The sequence below is a fragment of the Nisaea sediminum genome, from assembly GCF_014904705.1.
Lineage (GTDB): Bacteria > Pseudomonadota > Alphaproteobacteria > Thalassobaculales > Thalassobaculaceae > Nisaea > Nisaea sediminum.
The window spans coordinates 1-21438 of record NZ_JACZCQ010000012.1; the positions used below are offsets into that span (position 1 = coordinate 1).

18 protein-coding genes and 1 pseudogene are annotated in these 21438 nt (G+C 64.7%); 10 read left to right on the top strand and 9 right to left on the bottom strand.

The genetic code is table 11. The features are described from left to right. Positions 1 to 96: 96 nt before the first annotated feature. Both IG122_RS20860 and IG122_RS20865 read right to left on the bottom strand, forming a co-directional pair. Positions 97 to 2316: a xanthine dehydrogenase family protein molybdopterin-binding subunit gene (locus IG122_RS20860; protein WP_226893822.1), complete on the bottom strand. Its 2220-nt coding sequence runs from the start codon at positions 2314 to 2316 to the stop codon at positions 97 to 99. 3 nt (positions 2317 to 2319) lie between these two features. Then, positions 2320 to 2778, bottom strand: a complete 459-nt coding sequence (locus IG122_RS20865) for a (2Fe-2S)-binding protein (RefSeq protein WP_193188279.1) — start codon at positions 2776 to 2778, stop codon at positions 2320 to 2322. Between the two features lie 137 nt (positions 2779 to 2915). Between IG122_RS20865 and IG122_RS20870 the strand changes: the two genes are divergently transcribed. Beyond that, complete coding sequence (locus IG122_RS20870) at positions 2916 to 3833, top strand: LysR substrate-binding domain-containing protein (RefSeq protein ID WP_193188280.1); 918 nt, start codon at positions 2916 to 2918, stop codon at positions 3831 to 3833. Positions 3834 to 3842: 9 nt separating this feature from the next. Here IG122_RS20870 and IG122_RS20875 read toward each other — a convergent pair whose 3' ends face one another. Together IG122_RS20875 and IG122_RS20880 are read right to left on the bottom strand one after the other, a co-directional pair. Next, positions 3843 to 4244 (bottom strand): GFA family protein, encoded by a 402-nt coding sequence (locus IG122_RS20875; RefSeq protein ID WP_193188282.1) that lies wholly within the window; start codon positions 4242 to 4244, stop codon positions 3843 to 3845. Positions 4245 to 4293: 49 nt separating this feature from the next. After that, complete coding sequence (locus tag IG122_RS20880) at positions 4294 to 5511, bottom strand: winged helix-turn-helix domain-containing protein (protein WP_193188284.1); 1218 nt, start codon at positions 5509 to 5511, stop codon at positions 4294 to 4296. Between the two features lie 61 nt (positions 5512 to 5572). Between IG122_RS20880 and IG122_RS20885 the strand changes: the two genes are divergently transcribed. Both IG122_RS20885 and IG122_RS20890 read left to right on the top strand, forming a co-directional pair. Then, the gene (locus IG122_RS20885; RefSeq protein ID WP_193188287.1) at positions 5573 to 5980 is read left to right on the top strand and encodes a VOC family protein; all 408 of its coding nucleotides are present in this window, start codon (positions 5573 to 5575) and stop codon (positions 5978 to 5980) included. Beyond that, positions 5967 to 7238, top strand: a complete 1272-nt coding sequence (locus IG122_RS20890) for a TIGR04372 family glycosyltransferase (RefSeq protein ID WP_193188289.1) — start codon at positions 5967 to 5969, stop codon at positions 7236 to 7238. Before IG122_RS20885 ends, IG122_RS20890 begins: the two co-directional genes overlap by 14 nt. Here the strand turns inward: IG122_RS20890 and IG122_RS20895 are convergent. The 3 genes from IG122_RS20895 to IG122_RS20905 form a co-directional block, all read right to left on the bottom strand. Then, positions 7235 to 9763, bottom strand: coding sequence for an O-linked N-acetylglucosamine transferase family protein (locus IG122_RS20895; RefSeq protein WP_193188291.1), 2529 nt, complete (start codon positions 9761 to 9763; stop codon positions 7235 to 7237). The genes IG122_RS20890 and IG122_RS20895 overlap by 4 nt on opposite strands. Positions 9764 to 9828: 65 nt before the next feature. Next, the gene (locus tag IG122_RS20900; RefSeq protein ID WP_193188293.1) at positions 9829 to 10092 is read right to left on the bottom strand and encodes a ribbon-helix-helix domain-containing protein; all 264 of its coding nucleotides are present in this window, start codon (positions 10090 to 10092) and stop codon (positions 9829 to 9831) included. Positions 10093 to 10250: 158 nt separating this feature from the next. Continuing rightward, positions 10251 to 11888 (bottom strand): GMC family oxidoreductase, encoded by a 1638-nt coding sequence (locus tag IG122_RS20905; protein ID WP_193188295.1) that lies wholly within the window; start codon positions 11886 to 11888, stop codon positions 10251 to 10253. Positions 11889 to 12049: 161 nt separating this feature from the next. Here IG122_RS20905 and IG122_RS20910 point away from each other — a divergent pair, with 161 nt between their 5' ends. The 3 genes and pseudogenes from IG122_RS20910 to IG122_RS20920 all read left to right on the top strand — a co-directional run bounded on the left by IG122_RS20910 (position 12050) and on the right by IG122_RS20920 (position 14683). Beyond that, the gene (locus IG122_RS20910) at positions 12050 to 13072 is read left to right on the top strand and encodes an ABC transporter substrate-binding protein (protein ID WP_193188297.1); all 1023 of its coding nucleotides are present in this window, start codon (positions 12050 to 12052) and stop codon (positions 13070 to 13072) included. Positions 13073 to 13164: 92 nt separating this feature from the next. After that, positions 13165 to 13615, top strand: a pseudogene (locus IG122_RS24575) (ABC transporter ATP-binding protein); the annotation flags it as partial. A gap of 267 nt (positions 13616 to 13882) precedes the next feature. Beyond that, positions 13883 to 14683, top strand: a complete 801-nt coding sequence (locus tag IG122_RS20920) for an ABC transporter permease (protein WP_193188301.1) — start codon at positions 13883 to 13885, stop codon at positions 14681 to 14683. Between the two features lie 3 nt (positions 14684 to 14686). On the opposite strand, the gene IG122_RS20925 is transcribed toward IG122_RS20920, so the two are convergent. Then, positions 14687 to 15517 carry a DUF547 domain-containing protein gene (locus IG122_RS20925; RefSeq protein ID WP_193188303.1) on the bottom strand — a complete coding sequence of 277 codons (831 nt, stop codon included), beginning with the start codon at positions 15515 to 15517 and terminating at the stop codon, positions 14687 to 14689. Between the two features lie 179 nt (positions 15518 to 15696). Between IG122_RS20925 and IG122_RS20930 the strand changes: the two genes are divergently transcribed. The 4 genes from IG122_RS20930 to chrA all read left to right on the top strand — a co-directional run bounded on the left by IG122_RS20930 (position 15697) and on the right by chrA (position 19747). Beyond that, the gene (locus IG122_RS20930) at positions 15697 to 16722 is read left to right on the top strand and encodes a C45 family autoproteolytic acyltransferase/hydolase (RefSeq protein ID WP_193188305.1); all 1026 of its coding nucleotides are present in this window, start codon (positions 15697 to 15699) and stop codon (positions 16720 to 16722) included. A gap of 13 nt (positions 16723 to 16735) precedes the next feature. Beyond that, positions 16736 to 17932, top strand: a complete 1197-nt coding sequence (locus IG122_RS20935) for an MFS transporter (protein WP_193188307.1) — start codon at positions 16736 to 16738, stop codon at positions 17930 to 17932. Positions 17933 to 18020: 88 nt separating this feature from the next. Next, positions 18021 to 18536: a disulfide bond formation protein B gene (locus IG122_RS20940; RefSeq protein WP_226893823.1), complete on the top strand. Its 516-nt coding sequence runs from the start codon at positions 18021 to 18023 to the stop codon at positions 18534 to 18536. Then, on the top strand, positions 18533 to 19747 hold the full coding sequence (gene chrA / locus IG122_RS20945; RefSeq protein WP_193188309.1) for a chromate efflux transporter: 1215 nt from the start codon (positions 18533 to 18535) through the stop codon (positions 19745 to 19747). Before IG122_RS20940 ends, chrA begins: the two co-directional genes overlap by 4 nt. Before the next feature lie 15 nt (positions 19748 to 19762). Here chrA and IG122_RS20950 read toward each other — a convergent pair whose 3' ends face one another. After that, the gene (locus IG122_RS20950; protein ID WP_193188311.1) at positions 19763 to 21373 is read right to left on the bottom strand and encodes a methyl-accepting chemotaxis protein; all 1611 of its coding nucleotides are present in this window, start codon (positions 21371 to 21373) and stop codon (positions 19763 to 19765) included. Positions 21374 to 21438: the final 65 nt, after the last annotated feature.

Below are 21438 nucleotides of genomic sequence, written 5' to 3' on the forward strand. Positions count from 1 at the left end.
GGGCCCGGGGCCAGGCCGGGAATGCCCACCTGGATTGAAAAACCCGCCCCCCGTTGCGGGGCGCCGGCCTTTCAGAGATCACACTTCGCAACCCGCTCAAGCGGCCTTGAAGCCCTTCTCGAAGGGCAGGGTCCGGACCCGCTGGCCGCTGGCGCGGAACACCGCATTCGCGATGGCGGGGCCGATCGGCGGCACGCCCGGCTCGCCGATGCCGGTCGGGCGTTCCGTGCTCGGCACGATATGCACTTCGACCGTCGGCATGCGATCGATGCGGAGCGGCAGGTAGCTGTCGTAATTGCCCTGGTCGACCTCGCCACCGGTCAGGGTCAGTTCCTCGCTCAGCACGGAGCCGAGACCGAACCCGATGCCGCCCTCGACCTGCGCCTTGATGACATCCGGGTTGATCGGCGTGCCGACATCGACCGCCGCGACCACCCGGTGCACGATCACCTGACCGTTCTCGACCGAGACCTCGGCGATCTCCGCGACATAAGAGTGGAAGCTCTCATGAACGGCGACGCCCCAGTGATGCCCCTCGGGCAGCGGCTTGCCCCATTCCGCCTTTTCCGCCGCGAGCCTCAGCACGCCCGCATGGCGCGGATGGTCCTTCAGCAGATCGAGGCGAAACTGGACCTGATCGGCGCCGGTCGCCGCGATCACCTCGTCGAGGAAGACCTCGGTCGCATAGGCGGTATGGGTCGAGCCGACGGAGCGCCACCAGAGCACCGGCACCCCGACCTCCGCCGTCGTCAGCCCGACGCCGAGATTGGGAATGGCATAGGGCAGCGTCGAGGACCCCTCGACCGACGTCGCGTCCACCCCGTCCTTGATCAGGCCGGAGAAGATCGTGTTGGCGACGATGGACTGGCCGACGATGTGGTTGTCCCACGCCACCAGCTTTCCGTCCGCATCGAGCCCCGCCCGCATCTTGTGGACATAGGCCGGACGGTAGCGGCCGCCCCGCATGTCGTTCTCGCGGGTCCACTGGAGTTTCACCGGCGCCTTCCAGCCGATCGCCTTGCCGATGGCCGCGACCTCGGTGATGACCTCGGCATCCGGCGTCGCCCGACGGCCGAAACCGCCGCCGGTCTTCATGACATGCATGCGGATCTTCTCCGGCGGCACGTCCGAGAATTTGGAGGCCATCTGCTGGTAATAGTCCGGCATCTGGTGACCGCCCCAGATCTCCAGCACGCCATCCGCGTTCATCGCGGCGACAGCGTTCAGCGGCTCCATGGCGGCGTGGGCGAGATAGGGGAACTCGTAGGTCGCCTCGATCACCCGGGCGGCGGAGGCAAGCGCCGCGTCCGGATCGCCGTCCTTGCGGGCAACCGCCATCGGCGGCTTGGCGACGAGGTCGCGATACTCGGCCATGATCTCGGCCGAACCGCGCTTCTCCGCCTTGCTCTCATCCCAGGCGACCTTCACCAGGTCGCGGGCCTTGAGCGCGGCCCACATGTCCTTCGCGACCACCGCAACGCCGCGATGGATCGTGACGACATCGGTGACGCCCTTCACCGCCCTGGCTTCGGCGGCTTCGACGGAGGCGACCATCGCACCGAACTTGGGAGGATGGATCATCACCGCGGTCAGCATGCCGGGGAGCTTCACGTCGATGGTGAAATCCTGCTGCCCTTTGGTCTTGCCGACCCGGTCATAGCGCTTGAGATCAGGGTTGCCGATCTCCGTCCATTCGGAACGATCCTTCAGCGCGACATCCTCCGGAATGGTCACGCCCGCTGCTGCCCTGGCGAAGGCGCCGAAGCCCGCGGACTTACCCGAACCGGCATGGGCGATGACGCCCTTCTCGACCGTGATCTCGGAGGCAGGCACGTCCCATTCCTTCGCCGCCGCCTCGGCCAGCATCATGCGACCCGCGGCGCCGGCCTTGCGGTAGCGGTCCCAGGAGGAGGCCATGGAGGTGGAGCCGCCGGAACCCTGGAACTGGCCGCCCCACAAAATGTTGCCGTAATGCGCGACATTGCCCGAAGCGCCCTCGACCTTCACCTGGCTCCAGTCGGCGCCGAGCTCCTCGATCACCAGCGTGGCGATCCCGTGATAGGAACCCTGCCCCATGTCGAACTGGGAGGAATAGATCGTCACCGTGTCGTCGTCGGCGATCGCGATATAGGCCGCGAGATCGGCACCGGCTTTCGCCGGCTCGGTAGCGGCAAGCCCGGCGAGCGGGCGGAAACCGATGGCAACACCTGCCGAGGTCGCGGCGGCGCCGAGCAGGAAGCCACGGCGAGAGACCGCTTCGGTCTTCGCACGTGCGGTCATTTCCCGGGCCATTTCATTGAGTTTCTGTACCAGCATCGATCAGGCCTCCAGACGGTCGGCCGCTTCGTGGATCGCGGCGCGGATGCGTTGGTAGGTGGCGCAGCGGCAGAGATTGCCGCTCATCGCCGCGTCGATATCCTCGTCCGTCGGCTTCGGCGTCTCGGCGAGAAGCGCCGCTGCGGACATGATCTGCCCGGACTGGCAATAGCCGCATTGCGGCACGTCCAGATCGGCCCAGACCGCCTGCACGGTCTCCGCCACCTTGCCGTCAATGCCCTCGATGGTGGTCACCTTCGCGCCCTCGATGTCCCCGAGGAAGGTCTGGCAGGAGCGCACCGGCACGCCGTCCACATGGACGGTGCAGGCACCGCACTGCGCCAGGCCGCAGCCGAATTTCGTGCCGGTCAAACCGACATGGTCGCGGATCGCCCATAGCAAAGGCATGTCGCCTTCGGCATCAAGCCGGTGCTCGGTGCCGTTCAGATTGAGTGTGATCATTTTTCGCTCTCCCACACGCGCGAAAGCCCGTGACGCATCACCGCGCCGCTTCCGTCGCCGTTGGGAAAGAAGATGGGTGCATATGCGAAAATGACATCCACCCTTGAACCGCAAGGATTATTCAATATTTCTCAGCAATGAGCCGTGACCTTCTCCCCCACCTCCCCGTCGTTCTCGCCGTCGCCAGGCGCGGCGGGTTCGCCGCCGCCGCCAAGGAGCTCGGCATGAGCGCCTCGGCTGTCAGCCATTCCGTACGCATGGTGGAGGACCGGCTCGGCCTGCCGCTCTTCGCCCGCACCACCCGCAGCGTCTCGCTAACCGACTGGGGCCAGCTGCTGGTGGATTCGGCCGGGCCGTCACTTGCCGGGCTGGACGATGCGCTGGAGCGGCTGAAGTCTGCGCAGGGCAGCGTTTCGGGTCTGCTCCGGCTCACCGTCGCCCAGCCTTTCAGCTCGATGGCGGTCATCCCCGTGGTGAAGGAAATGCTCCGGCGCTATCCCGACCTGAAGATCGAACTCGATTCCGACAAGCGCTTCGTGGATATCGTGGCCGGGGGATTCGATGCCGGCGTGCGGCTCGGCGGCAGTATCGATCAGGACATGAAAACCTTCCGCCTGACCCCGCCGTTCCGGACCATCATGGCTGCCGCACCGTCCTATGTCGAACGCCGCGGACTGCCGAACTCCCTCGAGGATCTGGCGAACCACGATTGCATGTCCTACCGCATGCCGTCCGGCGGGATCTACGACTGGGAACTGGAATCCGGGACAGGCGAAGTCCGGGTGCCGAGCACCGGAAACATCATCGTCAACGACTGGACGATCGCTCTGGAACTCGCGCTCGAAGGCCTCGCCATCATCTACATGTTCGAGCCGATGCTCACTGACGAGCTGGCCAAAGGCCGTCTGGTCGAGGTGCTGCCGGAGGCTTCCGTCGAGGAAACGGGTCTCTTCCTCTATTACCCGGACCGCATGTCCAACAACCCGAAGCTGCGCGCTTTCATCGATACCGCGAGGTCGGTACTGCGGCGGCGGCATCCCGCCGGCGCGGACTGAACAGCGGCGCTACGCCGGCTCTCTCTCAAAGCTCTCGCATCCGGCGGGAATCGTAATTCCGGGCAGCTTGCTTTGCGTCCAGATGTGCTTGACGCCTGTCAGATCAACAGGAGAGGCAAGCGATCCGCCCTTGATCGAGACCACGTCTTCGGCCGGATCCGCATGAGAGATCCGGCTCCCGCAGGTCTCGCAAAAGAGACACAGGATCTCGCCTCCGGACGCGGTGGGGCGTGTCCAGATCCTGGTCTTGCCTTCGACAATCCGCATCGCCTCGGCCGGCACGATCACCGAGATCCCGAAAGCCGAGGACGACTGTTTCCGGCATTCGGTGCAATGGCAGACGTAAATATCGATCGGCGTGGCATCGACCTCGTAAATCACCGCGCCGCACTGGCAGCTTCCCTTCAACATATGATCGAACCTCCCCGAGAAATCCGGGCGCCGCGACCGAAGTGGACCGCTAAAGCGCGACCTCGAACCCGTCGCCCTCGGCCCGCTCCAGGCCGAGATACTTCAGCCAGCGCTGCAGTTCCGCCTCGATCTTGGCCTTGCGCTGCGGCGTCAGGGTGAGGCGCGGCTCCAGCCAGAGCTTACGTATGCGGAGCGCGCCCGCCGGGCGGTCCGCTTTCATGTCGATCCGGCCGGTCAGCTTGTCGCCCTCCAGCATCGGAAAGACGTAGTAACCGTATTGCCGCTTCTCCTCCGGAACGAAGACCTCGATCCGGTAATCGTAGCCGAACAGGCGCTGCAGCCTCTTGCGGTCGCGCAGCGCCGGGTCGAACGGGCTGAGGAAGCGGACGCGTCCGGGCGGCGGCGGGACCTCGCCGGCGAGATCGAGCGCATCGGGGCGCGCCAGATGGCGCCGCACCGTTCCATCCGCATTGCCGATATCGACAGGGATCGCGGTCTCCGGTCCTTGGCGTTCCGCCCAGTCCTTCGCCTCGGCCGGCGTGATCGCGTCCCAGTAGGCGGCAAGCTCTCCCGGAGTCGCAAAGCCGAGCCTTTCCAGCGCCGAGCGGCAGGCCCAGTCGATGAACTCCTCGTCATGCACCTCCGGCTCGTAATGTTCCGGCGGCACCACTTTCTCGACCAGATCGTAGACCTTCTGGAACCCCTCCCGCGCCGAGACGGCCAGCTGGCCGGTGCGCCAGAGATGCTCGAGCGCCGATTTCGACGGTTTCCAGCCCCACCAGGCCTTGTTCTCGTCCGAGCCATCGTGATGGCTCTCGTCCGCCGTCAGATCGCGCGAGCGGACCGGACCGTTCTCTTCGATATGGGCGCGAATCCGGGCGCAGGTCTCCTCGTAATCCTCTCCAAGCCGCTCGCGCCACCAGTCGAACCGCATGAGCCGCTCGCGCGTGCGGTGGAACTTCGGCTTCCAGTAGCGGAAAAACTCGACCGGGATCACGGAGGCGTCGTGCGTCCAGTTCTCGAACAGGGTCCGCTCGCGCTCCAGGTGATGGTGCAGCCAGTCCGGCTTGTAGGCGTTGGCGCGGGAAAACAGGATGTGGTGATGCGCCCGCTCCACCGTGCGGATGCTGTCGACCTGCACGAACCCGATCCGGTGGATCAGCTCCGGCACGTCCTTGCGCCGGAACGGCCGGCCCGGCGAGTCGCCGAGGGCGTGCAGGTGGAGGAAGAGGCGGCGCGCATCGCGGTTGGGAAGTTGATCGGTCATGGACTATGCTTAATGGAGACGGGGAGAAACTGAAACATAACGTGAACAGAAAGAAAAGCCCATGGCGCTAAAAACCCTCGATCACGTGAATATCCGGACGAAGGATCTCGACGCGATGGTGGCCTGGTACGGCCGCGTCCTCGACATGCACCCGGGCGAGCGCCCGCCTTTTCCCTTCCCCGGCGCCTGGCTCTACGCGAACAGCGCGGCCATGGTGCATTTGGTCGGCGTGACGAAGGATCCGGCTCCCTACCGGCCGGACGCGCAGCTCGAACATTTCGCCATACAGGCCGAGGGCCTGGCCGAGTTCCTGGCGCATCTGCGCAAGGAAAAGGTTGCATATCGTTGCGGTGTGCTGCCGGAAATGGGCATCCAGCAGGTCAACATCAACGACCATGACGGCAACCACATCCATGTCGACTTCGCGCCGGGCGAGAAAGCGGATCTGACGGACTATGTCGGAGACTGACCCACGGCAAAGCGGTATTCGCGCCCTTCTCGAATACCTCGCCTCTCCGGCTTTCGACGACAGGCTCCGTGCCGTCGTCAGTCCTTATCTCGATGACCGGGAGCGGACCGTCGTCGCGCCGTTGCCGCTCGCACGGCATATCGGGCATTTCGGCCCGGAACCGCACTATCTGAAAACCATCTTCGGCCGCAGTTACGACCGGATTGCGCTGATTACCCCTCCGAGACGGGAACCGGGGATCACCCAGGGGCTTTTCGATCTTCTCGGCGAAGAGTTCATGCTGATCGAGACGGACGACAAGGCTGTCCTTAATGCCGGCATCCTCAATCAGGGTGTGACAAACAAAGGCGGCTTCGATTTCTACGGGGCGCAGATTCTGCGGTTCTACAGGGATTACGGACTGATGCGGCACCTTCACGGCCCTCTTTTCCTCGGCATGAGTCCCGCGCTGCTGGAAAAGGGTCGAGCTTGGCTTGCGCAACTCGGCCTTACCCCCGATTCCGGGTTCGTTTTGCTGCATGTCCGGGACAAGGGATATGTGGCATCGGCCGCCAATCGCCTCGAGGGCGAAATGCGCGCGACCTCGCTCGGAAACGTCCGCCCGGCGGTCGACTGGCTCGCCGGCGAGGGAATGCCGGTCTTCCGCATCGGCGGCAAAGACGATGAGCCGCTGGATCACCCGAGCGATATCGTGTTCGACGTCGCGAAGATGCCTGACCGTGAAGATTGGATGGATGTATTCCTCTGCGGCGCCTGCCGGTTTTCCGTGAATTGCCAGTCCGGCCCGGAAGGGCTGGTCCGTGCCTTCGACCGGCCGAGCCTGACGACGAACCTTCTCCCCACTGTTCTCGGACATCACCGGCCGGACGACCTGTTTCTCTACAAGTCCCTGTTCCGGGGCGATGCATCCCTTCCCATGAGCTATGAGGAAATCCTCGCCGCCGACCTGCCTATCGCCCTGAGCGCGGTCCCGTTGCCGAATCCCCAAGTCTATGCCGACATGGCCATCCGACCGGTTGAGAACTCGCCGGGGGTGATCCTCTGTGCCACGCAGGAGATATATGCGCGATGCTCGGGCACCGCTCCGCCGGAGCCCTCGGACCTCAAGAAGCGTTTCCTCGCGGCTAGCCGGGCCTACCAGGCGAAACTGGAACAGAACCCGGAGGCGCGGGCGCGCAATCTCGATCTGTTCACACACGCGCTCGGCTGGGGATCGCCGGCCGACGCACAAGGCGATGAAGTGCCGAACTTCGTCTAGCCGTCCAAAGGCCGGTCGGCGCCCGCAATCCACCGCAGGCGCTCTCCGCGCAGAGCCGCGTCATAGGCCTTTGGGAAGAACGCCTCCAGTTCGCGCACACAGCCCTGATTCTCGATCAGCTCGTGCTTTCGCGCCTCGATCTTCCCAACGACCCGCGCACGCCATTCGGGATCGGTGCCGCAGGCGAGCGCAATGCGGACATAATCGGCATGATCCTTCGCCACCAGTTCCATGACGTCGATCGCCTTCAGCCAGCCGATCGTCATACGGCCGCGGACATAATCCGCCGGCAGCGTGACCGGCGGGATACCCAGCCCGAGTGCCTGGATGGTCGTATTCCCGCCGCAGAAATGCGTTGTGTCGAGCATGACAGCGCTGTGCATCAGGAGTGCGTAGTAGTCGAGCTTCGGCGTGCGGCCGACCCAGTGGATGCGCTCGGTCAGCGCGCCAAGCGTGTCGTCCAGCCGCGCCTGGAGCTGACGGTTGCGGGTCTCCTGCCGGTCCTTCAGCAGAACCACCATGCCGTTCGGATCACCCTCCAGAATACCGCCGAGAATGGCATCGAAATCCGGGTGAAACTTGAACAGGGTCTGCGGACAGAAATAGAGCGTCCGCTCTTCCGGCAGACCGAAATGGGAGAGCGGCTTTGGCGGCACCTTCGGCAATGCCGGGTAGCAGAGCGGAATGTCCGCGGTCCGGATCGGCGACTCGGTATAGTGCGCCTCGCAGCCCTCGATCTCCTGCAGAGCTCCGCAGACGAAATAGTCCATGTGCGGGAGCCCCGTCGTCACCGGATGGCCCTGCATCACGCATTGTACGGGGGCGAAGCGGGAAAAGCCGAGATAGTAGCTGAGCGGCTCCATGCCGATGTCGCCGAAAACCAGGACGTCCAATTCCAGTGCCGCGATCTCCGCCCGCGCCTTGGAAAGATCCTCCGGTATCCGGGTAAATCCGGCGGGCCCGCTGCCGGGTGGGAAGATATCGACCTTCTCTTCCGCCGTGGGGCTGATCAGGTGCACTTCGAACCGCTTCGGATCGAGATTACGGATGATCCCTTCGCTGATGAACTTGACCGAGTGATCGTAGAAGTATCGCGAGAGAAACCCGATCCGGAGCCGTCGCCCGTCAAGGGGGGCCGGGGCGCAGCAATGGGGCGCGACGAAACCGAGCTCCGGGCAGAGCGCCAGATAGGTCTCGGCGATCAGGGTCTGCAGATCCCGATCGTTCCTGCCATGATAGGCGAGGTAGAAATTGGGGCGGCCAACATCCTTGAGGGGATCAGCGATCCGCCCGCCCGAGCTTTTCAAGGTCCGCATCCGGGCCTCGATATCGGCGCGAATGGCATCGATCTCGGCTTCCGAACGCAGGATGGTCGGAAAGGTCATCGCCCTCTTCACCGCCAGAGCCGCGTCGTCAGGCACCAGCGCCAGAGCAGCATCGTAAGCCGTCGCGGCACCTTTCATGTCCGTCATGTCGAACAGCAGGGCTGCGTGATTCTTGATCGCAGGCAGTAGTTCCGGCGCGATCAGTCTGGCACGGCGAAAGGCGGTGTCCGCTGCACCGTTCGCGCCGAACGGTTTCAGCATGGCACCGCGGTCGTTCCACTCCGAAGCGTCGCCGGGGACGAGCAGCAGGCTGCGGCGATGCTCCGCGATTGCTGCCTCCTGCCGTCCTGCGGCAAATGCCGCAAGCGCTTTCGCGGCATGAGCCGTCGCGGAATGCGGTGCCGATGCCACCGCCTCTTTGCCAAGCCGCCGCGCAGTCGCGACCGAACCGTGCAGCGCTTCGAGCCGCGCGCCGAGGGTCAGCCCATCCGCCCATACCGGCGCCAGCGCGCGGGATCGGCTGTTCATCCGTATGGCCGAAGCGAAGTCTCCCAGAAGGTCCAGCATCCGCGCGGCATTATGGGTCGCATCGAGGTCCGTAGGTGCGATGGCGAGGCTCTTGCTGAATGCGGTCAGGGCATCGCGGCTGGCCCCTTTCCGAGCCAGGTGATGCGCTTGCAGGAGGTGCAGCCGGGCCGAGAGGGGAAAGCGAGCGAGCCCCATCTTCAGGAACGCGTCGGTCTCCGCGGACCCGGATCTGACAGCCAGTTCGGCGAGACGTTCCGCCTGGGACTCGTCGAGCCCGCCGGTCTCGGCAAGCCTTTTCCCGCTGGTCACGACATCGGCGTGCGATCCGGCAGCCCATGCGGTTTCGAACAGAAGGCCGGCAGCGGAGGGATCTCCGCTTGCCGCCGCGATCCGCAGAGGCTCCAGAGCCTCCGCTGCCGCGCCCCGGCGGAGCCTGAGACGTGCAAGGTTTAGCGCGACACCGGCATGGGACGGATGCTGGCTGAACGCCTCTGCGAGCGTTGCTTCCGCCATTTCGGCCGCGCCGCTTCCGTCGAGCGCAATCGCCAGCAGATTGCTGACTTCCGGGTCGGGGGCTTCGGCAAGAAAGGCGCGGTATCCCGCGATGGCACGGGGAAGGTCGCCCGCATGATGTGCGGATCGCGCGGCGTCGAGGCTGGAAAGGTCATTCATGACGCGATGATACAAGCTCCGGCGAGGGATGCCAGAAGCCGCTTACGCGTGAAGAAACCGGAATGTCAGTGGATCGGGTCGGGCTCGTCCGCCTTGGCGCGGAAATGCTCGAGCAGGAACATCCGTACGGCCGCGGTCCGGCTCATGTCCGGAAAGGCCTTTTCGGCGTCGGTCACGATCGTGTCGATGCACAACTCGCGGTCGTGCGCACACTCTTCCAGGGCGTCCCAGAAATCCTCCTCGAGGATGATGGACGTACGGTGCCCCGCATACACGTTCTTGCGCGATTTCGACGAGCCCATGCTGCCTCTGTTAAAATCCAACGCCATGGTTAATTCCCGCGGATACTAAAACGATTTGTGGCCGATCACCAACGTGGAACGCCCTGTTTTTCCATCAAAACAGAAAAACATTAATTCTTGCTTAACGAATTTCCCTCGAATTTCGCGGAATTGCGCCGTTGGCGTCTGCACCAATATGTATTCACCTAATCGCGAAGCGCGGCAGCCTCGGCAGCGGGTCTCCCAAGGATGAGATCGGAGGCCTTTTCCCCGATCATCATGGTGGACGCGTTGAGGTTGGCCGACGGCATGGTCGGCATGATCGAGGCGTCCGCGACCCGAAGCCCCTCGATGCCCCGCACGCGCAGCGCATCGTCCACGACCGCGGTCGGGTCGCTTTCCGGCCCCATCCGGCAGCTTCCCATCAGATGGAAGGTCGTCGTGCCCCGCTCCCTGGCTGCCGCCAGCAGTTCATCGTCCGTCTGGACACCCGGCCCAGGATAGAGTTCGCCGGCGAAGAATGGCATCAGCGGTTCCGTCTGGAGCAGCCGGCGCGCCAGCTTCATGCCGGAGAGCAGGACCTGGCGGTCGGTCTCGTCGGCGAGATAGTTCGGCTGGATCGCCGGCGCCTCGAACGGGTCGGCGCTGCGGGCCCGGATATAGCCGATGCTTTCCGGCCGCTGCTGCCAGGAAGCGATGGTCATGCCCGGCTCGTCGTCGAGCTGCGACTGGACCCCTTCCTTGTAGCTCGCCGGCGTAAAGGTGAACTGCAGGTCGCTGTTCCGCGCCGCCTCGTTCGAGTGCCAGAAGCAGTAGACCAGCGTCGGGCTGAGCCCGAGGATGCTCTTCTGCCCGGTGAAATACTTGAAGATCTCGCCCCAAAGCCGCGGGCCACGCGCGAGTTCGTTGATGCTGCTGGAGTTCTTCACCCGTGCCGTGAAGCGCGGCGCGTAATGGTCCCGGAGGTTCTCGCCGACCCCCGGAAGGGCGTGCCGGACCTCGATCCCCAGGCCGCGCAGAAACTCAGGATTGCCGATGCCGGAGAGCTGCAGGAGCTGCGGAGAGTTCACCGCACCGCCCGAAAGAATCACCTCGCGGCGCGCATGCACCTCCATCGGAATGCCGTGTCGGCCGCCATGGGAATAGCGCACGCCAGTCGCTTTCTTGCCGTCGAGCACGATCTGCGTCGCGTGAGCATGGGTGCGCACGGTCAGGTTCTTGCGCTTCATCGCCGGGCGCAGATACCCGCGCGCCGTGCTCATCCGCCGGCCGCCATAGATGGTGCGCTGGGCGTAGGACACGCCCTCCTGCACTTGACCATTATAGTCCTTGTTATGGGGAATTCCGATGCTGACCGCGCCGAGGATGAAGGCATCGCAGAGTGGATGCTGCCAGTCGATATTGGTGACCGCCATATTGCCCTCGCGGCCCCGGAAGGTATCGTCCCCCTCGCCGATGCGGCGCTCGGTCCGCTTGAAGTAAGGCAGGACGTCGGCATAGCCCCAGCCGCGGTTGCCGCGCTGGGCCCAGCCGTCGAAATCGAGTCGCTGGCCTCGGTTGTAGATATGCCCGTTGATCGAACTGGACCCGCCAAGGGTCTTGCCGCGCGGCGCGGCGATGGAACGTCCTCCGGTCCAGTAGCTCGGCTCGCTCTGGTAAAGCCAGTTCACCGATGGATTGACCAGCGTCTTCATGAAGCCCGCCGGAATATGGATCATCGGATGATAATCCGGCGGCCCCGCCTCCAGCAGACAGACCGTGACGGAGGGGTCGGCGCTCAGACGGTTCGCGAGCACGCAACCGGCCGAGCCGGCGCCGACGATGACGTAATCGAAGCTGTCCATTAGGAGGCGTTTCCAGAGGTTGGTTTATTGGGACCTATCTTTGCGCAAGCGGATCGGATTGCGCAAATTGGTTTCCACGGCAAAGCGAAGCGACTAAGAAAGCCGGTATCTTCCGGCGGCATCGCGTCCGCCGCCCAAAAGCAAAATCGGGAGGAACAGGGATGAAGCATCTCTTCTCGCGCCGCGCCGTGATGGCGGGCCTCGCGGCCGTCGGACTGGCGGCCATCACCTGCGGACCGGCACTCGCCGCGGACAAGATCACTGTCGGCGCGCTCCGCTTCACCTCCCATGCGGGCGGCTTCGTCGCCTTCGAAAAGGGTCACTTCACCGAGCAGGGTCTCGAGGTCGAGTTCAAGTTCTTCCAGGCGGCGCAGCCGATGGCGGTCGCCATAGCCTCGGGAGACGTCGATTTCGGCGTGACCTCGATCACCGCCGGCCTCGTCAACCTCGCCGACAAGGGCGCGGTGAAGGTGATCGGCGGCGTGCTGCAAGAGGAGAAAGGGATCGACGGCTCCGCGATCCTCGCGAGCACCGCTGCCTACGAAGCCGGCCTGACGAGCCCGGCGAAACTTGCCGGCCGCAGCCTCGGCATCACCCAGACCGGCTCCTCCTTCCACTACATGGCCTCCCAGGTTGCAGCCAAGGAAGGCTTCGCGGTCTCCGAAATTTCGATGAAGCCGCTGCAGAAAGTCGGCGCGATTATCGGCGCGCTGAAGTCCGGCCAGGTCGACAGTATGATCATCGTGCCGCACATCGCCAAGCCTCTCGCCAAAGGCGGCGCTGCGAGGATCATCGGCTGGATCAGCGACTATGACGACTATCAGGTGACCACAGCCTTCACCTCGGCAAAGAACGCTGCCGAGCGTCCCGAGCTGGTGAAGCGTTTCGTTGCCGCCTACGCCAAGGGCGCGGCCGATTTCAACGCTGTCATGGTGGACAAGACCAAGGGCGACGCGGCGATCGACGAGATGACCGCGCTGATCCACAAATATGTCTACAACACCCAGCCGATCGAGAAGGCCGCGCCGTCGATCAAGAACGGCGCCATGCGCCTGCAACCGAATCTGAAGCTGAACCTCACCAACGTGAAGAAACAGCTTGCCTGGTTCAAGTCCGAAGGCCTCGTCGGCAAGGAAATCTCTATCGACACGCTGGTCGACTCGCAGTTCGTCGAAACCTACTGAGCGCCGGGGCCCGGCGCTGCCGGGCCCTCTCGCCACTTCACGGATCCCCAATGCATCTTTCCCTCGACGGCATCAGTCACCATTACGGCGGAATGCCCGTCCTCAGCGGGATCGATCTTGAAATCCCGGCGGGCGAGATCGTCTGCATCGTCGGCCCGTCCGGCTGCGGGAAGTCGACCCTGCTCAGACTGATCGGCGGCCTCGAGAAACCCGACGAAGGCGCCGTGCTGCAGCATGGCGCACCGCCGGCGGACAGCCTCAACCCGCTGACCTATATCTTCCAGGATTTCGCTCTGCTGCCATGGCGCAGCGTCGCCGGGAACGTCTCCCTAGTGCTGGAGGACCGCCCGGTCGGCACGGCCGAGCGCGCGGCGATCATCGACGACGTACTCGCCCGCACGAAGCTCTCCGACTTTAAGGAGGCCCTGCCGCGCCAGCTTTCCGGCGGCATGAAGCAACGCGTCGCCATCGCCCGAGCGCTCGCGGTGCGCCCGGCGGTCCTGCTGATGGACGAGCCGCTCTCCGCCCTCGACAGCCAGACGCGCGAACTGCTGATGGACGATCTCGTCGGCCTCTGGTCGAAGACGCCCTTCACGGCCGTCTATGTCACGCACAACCTGGAGGAGGCGGTCCGGCTCGGCCACCGCATCGTCGTGCTCTCGCGGCGTCCGGGAAAGATCCGAGACGTGGTCGCGATCGACATGCCGCTCTCAGAGCGGCCAGGCCGTCTCGCCGAGCTGACCGAGGCGCGCGAGCGCCTCTGGGCCCTGATCCGTGACGAAGCGGCCGCCGCCGACATGGAGTTGGTCGATGCCTGAGGCGCGCGCTCCGAAGCCGGTTCCCTTCCGCGGCGGAGGGTTCCGCCCGAAGTCGAATATCTGGGTCGGCGCGGCCGTCTTCGCCCTGCTGATCACCGTCTGGGAAATCGGCAGCCGCACCGGGATCATTCACCCGCTGGTGCTGCCGGCACCGAGCGAGGCAGCAGAGGCCTTTCTCGATCTCTACAACAGCGGCCAGCTCTGGAAGCATCTCGGCGCCTCGCTCTCGCGCCTCGCGATCGGCTGGACCGCAGGCACCGTACTCGGCATTGCCGTCGGGTTCTCAATCGGCCTCTTCTCGCTTGCCCGTGCCGGTCTCGTGCCTCTGGTCGCCGCGATCTTCCCGATCCCGAAGATCGCGCTGCTGCCGCTCTTCATCATCTGGTTCGGCATCGGCGAGGGCTCGAAAGTGGCGACGATCCTCTTCGGCACCTTCTTCCCGACCGTGGTCGCGACCTATGGCGGGGTCGACAATGTCGACCGCGGACTCATCCGCATGGGCCAGTCCTTCGGCCTCTCCTGGTTCTCGATCGTCCGCAAGATCATCCTGCCTGGCGCCCTGCCGGCGATCCTGCCGGGTTTCCGGATCTCGGCCGCCATCGCCATCGTGCTGCTGGTCGCCGCGGAGATGATCGGCGCCGAATACGGCATCGGTGCCTATATCCTGCTCGCCGGCAGCCTGATGGCGATGGACCAGCTCATCGCCGGGGTCGCTATCCTTTCCGCCATCGGCCTCACGGTCTCCTGGATCATCGGCCGGACCGAACGCCTGCTGCTGCGCTGGCGCACCTGAGGCTCATTCGGAAGCATCGTTGAGCCGCCAGTCGTAGGTGTCGTCCGAGATCCGTGTGACGCTCTCCAGAGCGGCGGCAAGGTCGCGCGTCGCGTAGTGCTTCAGATGCGCGATCACGCCCGCGTCCGAGCTTCCGAAATCCTCCTCGAACCAATCGTAGATACTGGAGACGATCAGCCTGCCGTCCTCGATCCGGGCACCGCGCGTGTGGTTGATGTAGGCACGCGCTCCGTCCTCCAGGAATCGCTCTGAATTAACCGCCGTCATAGCCCTCGGCTGCAGGTCCGGGCACCCGAGCGAGGCGCAGTTCACGGCGTAATGGATGCGGGGATCGCGCCAGATCGGGCGCAGGATCCGGTGCTCGATATCGTCGAGCGAGACCTTCTCACCCTCGACCGTCGCCAGTTGGCGCCCCCAAGGACCGTCGGCGAAGAGACCCGGCGAGATGTCGATATCGCGGATCGAGGCGACCGGATAATGGTCGAGCACCACGCGGACGGTCAGGGCATTGTAGAGATTGACCCAGAAGGGCAATTGCTCGCGCCGCGGCAGCGTCCGTAGCGGAACAGCTTCGAGTGCGGAAACATAATCATCCAGAGCCGCGCGGTCTTCACGGGTGACCGCTCCGTAGGCGAAGCGCGTCGATCCGTCTTCCGCGGTCCGCACGTATCTTTCAAGAAATGACGTCCAGGCGCTGTGCGTCAGCGACAACTTGCTGCGCGGTTCATGCGCCTCCCAGCGGGCCCAGAGTTCGGCCTTGGGAGCGGCAAGCGCGGAACCTAGCTGAACCGAAACGAGAACAAGCAAAGCCAGGACGAGGCGGCTGAGGATCATGTGGTCGGACTCCCTGCCCGATACCCGTCGAGCGGTGCTGTATTCGCCGAAGAATGTGCGTATGGTATTCGCCTGCGGCAACATTCCTCGCCCTCACCCGCCTTCACGTTGCCGCCAGCCGACCACCTTCTCCGGGCGGTGCCGGAAACGAAGAAACGACAACGAAGACGAAACACACCATGGATCAGATCATCGCCAGCGGCACGCCTTACGACCTCGGACAGGCGCTCGGACGTAAAGGCGCGAAGGCCATCGCCGACGCCTCCTTCGCGACCCCCCAGTTCCGTGCTCTCGAGCAATGGATCGGCTCCGACCGGCTGAAGGGCCTGGAAGCCGCCGCCCGACGGCATTTCCCGGACCATGTGCGAGAGATCGAGGGGATCGCCGACGGCGCCGGGCAGCCCTTCGAGAAGATCTTCCTCTGGAACTGCCGGGGCGACCTGCGCGATCTGGTGCGCAGCGACGAGGATGCCTGCACCAGCCTGATGATCCCGGCCGAAGCTGGGCGCCCTGCAATTCTCGCTCATAACGAGGATGGCGATGCGGCGCTGGCAGGCCAGGGGTTCCTCGCCCATTTCGAACCGGACCAGGGCACTGCTTTCGCCGCCTATTGCTATCCCGGAATGCTGCCCGGTCATGCCTTCGGCTGGAACGCGGTCGGGATCGTGCAGACCATCAACAACATTCGCCCGCATGACCTCACGGTGGGCATCCCGCGTCACGTCATCACCCGCGCCGTGCTGTCCGCGGAGAGCATGGACGAAGTGCTGGACCTGCTGAAACGCACCGACCGGGCCTCCGGGTTCCATCACAACCTCGCCGACGGATCGGGCCGGATGGTCTCCGTCGAGGCCCCGGCAAGCGGATATGCGGCGATAGAGGTCGCAGCGCCGCACGCCCATGCGAACCATCTTATCCGCCCGGACCTCGCCGGGATCGCGCAGACGATTTCGGACTCTTCGCGGGAACGGCAGAAACGCGCGGAGGAGATGCTCGCGGCCGGTGAACGCGATCCGCTGACGATCCTCTTCGACCGCACAAAGGCCGACAACCCGATCCTCTGCCGCGCGGAGCGCGAGGCAAGCGACAGCTACACTCTCGCGACCTTCTCCTGCAGCTTCGAGGCGGGCGGCATGCAGTGGGGCATCTATCACGGACCCGAGCGGGAGCCGGTGCTGCGCGGCGGCCTCGACAGGGCCGCCTGAGGTTTTCCGCCGGATGCGTCTCGATCCTCCCATCGCCATGCTGGCTGTCGCCGAGACCATCGTCTGGGCAGGCCTCTATTACATCTTCCCCGCCCTGCTGGTGCATTGGGAAGCCGATCTCGGCTGGTCCAAGACCGAGCTGACCGGTGCCTTCACCGCCTCGATCACGGTCTCGGCACTCTGTTCGCCCTATATCGGCAAGCTGATCGACCGAGGATACGGCGCCAAGGTTCTCACCGGCTCCACCCTGATCGGCGGCATTCTGATCGCCTCGCTCTCGCTGGTCGACAGTCTCCCTGTCTTCTACGCCGTCTGGTGCGGCCTCGGCGCCGCCATGTCCGCCTGTCTCTACGAGCCCTGCTTCATGCTGGTGACCCGCACGCGCGGCGTCTCGGCAAAGCGCGGCATCACCCTGATTACGCTGGTCGCCGGCTTCGCCGGAACCGTCTCCTTCCCGAGCGCCCATGCCCTGGTCGCGTTCGCGGACTGGCGCTTCGCGGTCCAGGTTTCCGGCGCCGCCGTATGCCTCGTCGGCCTGCCGCTCATGTTCGCGGGCGCCAAGGCCCTGGAGGCCGGCCGCCTGCATCACGTGCCGGAAACGCCGAAACCCGCAACGGACGGCTCCGCACCCGCAAAGCCGGCGCATTTCCTCTCGAACCCGTCCTTCTGGCTGCTCGCCGTCGGCTTCGCCCTGATGGCGATCTCCCACGGCGTGGTGATCAACCACCTCCTGCCGCTGCTGAAGGAACGCGGCGTCGAGGCGGGACTGGCGGTCGCCGCCGCCTCGATGATCGGACCGATGCAGGTGCTCGGCCGCGTCGTCATGATGTCGGTGGAACGTTTCGTCTCCAACTTCGCCGCAATGATCTACTGCTTCCTCGCGGTCTCCGTCGCCTGCGCGCTGCTGGCCGCAGGCTCGTCGCTCTGGCTGCTCGCCGGCTTCGTCTTCCTGCAGGGCAGCGGCTACGGCCTGACCAGCATCATGCGGCCCGTGGTCACCCGCGAGATCATGGGCCAGGAGAATTTCGGAGCCATCTCGGGCGCCATGGCCCTGCCCTATCTCGCCTGCTTCGCGGGCGCCCCTTTCCTCGGCTCCCTGCTCTGGGAAATCGGCGGTTACGATTTCGCACTGGAGACCGTGGTCGGGACCAGCATTCTCGGACTGCTCTGCTATCTCAGGGCCGCAACCCGCGGACGGCACACGGCCTGACAGCTGCACAGCAAAGCAAGGGCTTGACCTTCGGCGCCGGACGGATAGAACCGTCCGGACGCTCCGTCGAACCGCTGGGGATGGCGCCATGCTGACCGGGTCCGTGACAACCATGCTCGAAGAGCGGCCCGCCTGGCTCGTCCCGGCAGCGGTTTCCCTGTTCTCCGCCACCATGCTCGGAGGGGCCTTCGCCTTCCAGTATCTCGGCGGTCTCGCCCCCTGCGTACTCTGCCTCTACCAGCGCTGGCCGCACGCGGCGGCGATCCTGTTCGGACTGTTCGCTCTGGTGCTCGTGGCGCGCAATCCGGGCGCCTCGCGCTGGCTGACAATCTTCGGCGGTCTCGCCCTTCTGACCAGCGCCGGCATCGGCCTCTACCACGTCGGGGTGGAGCAGCTCTGGTGGGAAGGCACAGCGGAATGCGGTGCAACCGGAACGCCGGACAGTCTCGAAGCGCTGAAACAGCAGCTGATGGCGCAGCCCGTCGTGCGCTGCACAGACATCGCCTGGGAAATGTTCGGGATCTCGATGGCCGGCTACAATTTCCTGCTCTCGGCCGCCGCGGGGCTCCTCGCCATCGCGCTCAGCCTCCCGCGCCGCCGATGAGCCCGCAGCGAGAAACGGAGCGCCGCTCCTGGGTCGAGATTCTTCTCGTCTTCCTCCGCCTCGGCTGTACCAGTTTCGGCGGGCCGGTGGCTCATATCGGCTATTTCCGCGAGGAATTCGTCAACCGGCGCAAATGGCTCGATGATCGGGCCTATGCGGACATGGTCGCGCTCTGCCAGTTCCTGCCGGGCCCGGCAAGCAGCCAAGTCGGCTTCTCGATCGGCCTAACCCAGGGCGGACCGCTCGGCGCGCTGGCGGCCTGGGCCGGCTTCACGCTTCCCTCCGCGATCCTGCTGGTGGCGTTCGCCTATGGCGTCGACGTCGCCGGCGGGGCGGACGGAGCGGGATGGCTGCACGGTCTGAAACTGGTCGCCGTCGCGGTCGTCGCGCAGGCGGCTCTGCAGATGGGCCGCTCGCTCTGTCCCGATGCACCACGCGCGACACTCGCAGTACTGGCCGCCGGCTTCTTGCTGGTGGCGGCGCCGGCTTACGGCCAGCTCTTGGTGATCCTCGCGGGCGGCATCTTCGGCCTGCTGTTGCTGAAGCCGGACGAAACAGGAGAGGTGCCAGCCGCCTACGAGACGCGGGTCGGCCCCCGGACCGCTCTGGTCATGCTCGCGCTCTTCCTCGTACTGCTGGCTGCGCTGCCGCTTCTGGCCGCCGGCACGGACAATATCCACCTCCGGGTCGCCGACACATTCTACCGCGTCGGCGCGCTGGTCTTCGGCGGCGGCCATGTCGTCCTGCCGCTGCTCGAAGCGGAGATTGTACCGCCGGGACTGGTCGACCGGGACACCTTCCTCGCCGGCTACGGCATGGCACAGGCGATCCCGGGCCCGCTCTTCACCTTCTCCGCCTACCTCGGTACCGCTGCGGCTCCGGAAGGTGGCGAGATCGCGGTCGCGGCAACGGCCCTGATCGCGATGTTCGGCTCGACCTTCCTGCTGGTTCCGGCGGCCCTGCCATTCTGGGTGAAACTGCGCGCCAGTAGCCGGGCGCAGGCCGCGCTCGGCGGAGTCAACGCAGCGGTCGTCGGGTTGATCCTCGCCGCACTCTACAATCCGGTCTTCATCGGCTCTGTGACGAAACCGATCGACTTCGCGCTGGTCGCGCTCGCCTATCTCGCCCTTGCAATCTGGAAACTGCCGCCCTGGCTGGTCGTGTTGCTCGGAGCGGCCATCGGATGGGGAACGCAGGCGGCAGGACTGTAGGCGAGACGCCCCGATTTAGACCCGGATCCCCGCCAGAAACGCTTCGGCCCGTTTGCGCAGGTCAGTGACCACATCGCCGACCTGCGAGGCGAATTCGCTCACTTTCTCGGCGTAGACCCCGGTTTCGGCTGCGGAGGCGTTGAGATTGCCTACTTCATCCGCGACACTTGCAGCACCATCGGCGGCCGCCTGGACGTTTTGCACAATCTCCTGGGTGGCGGCGCTTTGTTCCTCAACGGCCGAGGCGACCGAGCTTCCGACCTCATTGATCTGCGAGATTACCTGCTTGATCTCCGCGATGGCGGAAACCGCGCTACCGGTCTCCGCCTGAATACCGGCGATCTTCTCTCGGATATCGTCGGTCGCTTTCGCTGTCTGGCTGGCAAGATTCTTGACCTCGCTCGCGACGACCGCAAAACCTTTCCCCGACTCGCCAGCCCGCGCCGCCTCGATGGTCGCGTTCAGCGCCAGCAAGTTGGTTTGTTCAGCAATCTCGCTGATGAGCGCGACGACTTCGCCGATTTCGTTAGCCGACACTTCGAGCGACGCAACGATTTGGTTCGTCGCTTCGGCCCGGTCGACCGCTTCACCGGAAATCTTCGTTGCCTGACTGGTCTGGCGACTGATCTCGGCAATCGAAGCCGTGAGTTGCTCCGCCGCAGCCGCGACGGAGTTCACATATTCGGAAGCCTGGTTTGTCAGACGAGCCGCATTCTCGGCCTGACTCTTGGTTCGGCCGGCAACTTCCCGCATGGAAGCCGCGTTCCCGGTCATTTCCTGCGTCGTTCCCGAGACCGTCTCGGTTGCCCCGCCGACATCGCGTTCGAATCCATCAGCCAGCGTCTCAAGTGTGCGCTTCTGCTCGTCCCTGTTGCGACGCTCCGCCTCGGCGTTTTCAGCCCGCAATTCCTCCGCCTCGGCCACCCGGTCGCGAAGAATCAAGAGTGCCTCGCGCATGCGCTCGATTTCCTGCACCGAGGACGGAGCTGGCTCGTCGAAATGAGTGTTACCGCCCGCAACTTCAGTCAGGCCGCCAATAATACGGTCGATGTCCTTACGCAATCGGGTCACGAAGAAGAAAAGGAGCCCGCCGATGAGGACGCCTATTCCGGTCCCGACGACGGCTTGGCGGATCAACTCGGCGCGCAGTACTTCCTGAAAATCGTCAAGGAAGACACCGGTCGCGACGTACATGTTCTGTCCCGCGATCGGCCGCGCGTAGGATACTTTCGGGCGCCCCTTACTGGTGACGTATTCGAACGCTCCACCACCGCCGGCGGCGGCTTTCTGCAGGCCCTGGCGGACCGACGATTCAGGATTGCATTTACCTTCGCTCTTGGGATCATCCGGATCCAGCACCATGCAATGGTCGTAGCCGATGATGAAAACGTAGTTGCCTTCGTCGTACCGGAAGTCGCGCAGCACTTCTTTCGCGCTAGCAATATCCTGGCCATCGCGCAAAGCGCTCTCCAGGACTTTACTTGCACCTTCAGTGATCTCGCTTGCCTGTTTGATCTTCTCGTTGATCAGGGCTGCTTCCTGCGCCCGGTAATTGACCACGGCGAGCAGTGCAATGATTGCCAAAATGGCTGCGATGAGGATGAAGACGAGATGATTGAACCGCACGGTGCCCTCCCGGGCTCGATACCTGCCAGAGACAAGCCTCAGGAGTAGTACAGTCGTAGTAACTT